Raw genomic sequence first — 1,858 nt, 5'->3', positions numbered from 1 at the left:
CCCAGCATGGGCGAACTCTAACGGGTGAAAGTCCCGAGTACAACCTTGTAGCGGTAAGTACATAGCCAAAAGCAAGGGTGTCCATGGCGACATGGAATCTGAAGGAAGCTCGAGGCAAACCTCTGGTCTGACGAACAGAAATCATATAGGAGGCAACGTATGAGGACAAGACTGCAAAAGAAGTTAAAATCCGATAGCTACTAAAATCATACGGTGTACATATGGCAGATAGGTGGAGGGAAAGAGTTCGCACCTTAACTGGGGAGGTCTCACTGGTCTGCACCAAAATCTTGTAGCGATACAAGACTGGATAGTGAGAAGTCAGCAGAAGCCGTAGTAGCGAAGACATCTAACGAAAGTTAGAAAGAGCGAAGGGCTGAACAATTTCATCGTTATAAGACATCTCGATTGGAAGAGGAAATAGACCACTGGCATTATGCGGAAAAGTGGATACCGACTTTACGAGACAGAAAGGAAATAACAAAGCATGTATGAAGAAAAACTACTGGATAAAATCCTCGATAGAGATAATCTAAATCAGGCATTTAAGCAGGTGAAAAGAAATAAGGGTGCAGCGGGTGTGGATGGAATGACTGTTCAGGAATTAGGAGCATATATGGTGTTGAACAAGGAGGAAATCATTTCTCAAATTCGACAAAGAATATACCACCCACAACCCGTACTAAGGGTTGAAATTCCTAAACCAAATGGCGGAATACGGCTCTTAGGTATTCCGACGGTCAAAGATAGAGTCATTCAACAAGCAATAGCCCAAATCCTTACACCTATGTTTGATAAGAAATTTAGTGAGTATAGCTACGGATTTAGACCTAATCGGTATGCCGAAATGGCTATCATACAAGCCCTAGAATATTTGAATGATGGTCACGATTGGATTGTAGATATTGACTTAGAACGTTTCTTCGACACAGTAAACCATGATAGATTGATGAATCTTGTATCAAGAACAGTTGATGATGGTGATGTCATTTCACTCATTCGCAAATTCTTAGTAAGTGGTGTACAGATCGACGATGAGTACAAAGAAACAGTCATAGGAACTCCTCAAGGAGGAAATCTATCTCCACTGCTTAGCAATATTATGCTTAACGAATTGGATAGGGAACTCGAAAATCGAGGTCTTCGATTTGTAAGGTATGCGGATGATTGTATTATTATGGTCAAAAGCGAAATGGCTGCGAAACGAGTAATGAGATCAGTGACAAAGTTCATCGAAGAAAAGCTGGGTTTGATCGTCAATAGCGCAAAAACGAAAGTGACAAGACCATATGACCCTACTATGAAATTTCTAGGTTTTGGTTTCTTCAAAGATTATCAATCGGATTTATACAAGGCAAAACCGCACCAAAAGTCAGTAGAGAACTTCCAATACAAACTGAAGCAACTAACGAGGAAGAATTGGAGTGTTGAAACGAAGTTTCAGGTTGAACGAATCAACCAAGTGATACGAGGATGGGTTAATTACTTCAAAGTTGGCTATATGAAAACGGTGCTTGGTAAAATAGACGCTCATATAAGAGTTCGATTAAGAACGTGTATATGGAAAAAGTGGAAAACAGCCAAGAATCGAAGGAAGAACCTAATCAAACTGGGAATGGAAAGATACAACGCATACAAATATAGCCATGCCAGTAAGGGTGCAGTCCGTATTGCTTACTCGTGGATACTGAGCACAACGATCACGAATAAGAGATTAGCTAAGTTTGGGCTAATCTCCTGTGTTCAACATTATAACAAAGTACATGCTTAGTATGAAATTGAACCGCCGTATACGGATCCGTACGTACGGTGGTGTGAGAGGTCGGATAATCAATTAATGATTATCCTCCTACTCGAT

Annotated in this window: 1 protein-coding gene; it reads left to right on the top strand. The window is 40.7% G+C overall.

Annotation, left to right across the window (positions count from 1 at the left end; all coding sequences use genetic code 11):
• The first annotated feature begins 487 nt into the window (after positions 1-487).
• Positions 488-1,771 carry a group II intron reverse transcriptase/maturase gene (gene ltrA / locus GKP30_RS23300; RefSeq protein ID WP_216831868.1) on the top strand — a complete coding sequence of 428 codons (1,284 nt, stop codon included), beginning with the start codon at positions 488-490 and terminating at the stop codon, positions 1,769-1,771.
• Positions 1,772-1,858: the final 87 nt, after the last annotated feature.

The sequence above is a fragment of the Alkalihalobacterium elongatum genome, assembly GCF_019024285.1.
GTDB lineage: Bacteria > Bacillota > Bacilli > Bacillales > Bacillaceae_F > Alkalihalobacterium > Alkalihalobacterium elongatum.
Note: the sequence above shows the minus strand (reverse complement) of the source record. Positions and strands in the feature narration are given on the sequence as shown.

Bases quoted from the DNA above. Each gene is read 5' to 3' on its own strand.
- ltrA (WP_216831868.1), top strand. From the start codon at position 488: ATGTATGAAGAAAAACTACTGGATAAAATCCTCGATAGAGATAATCTA.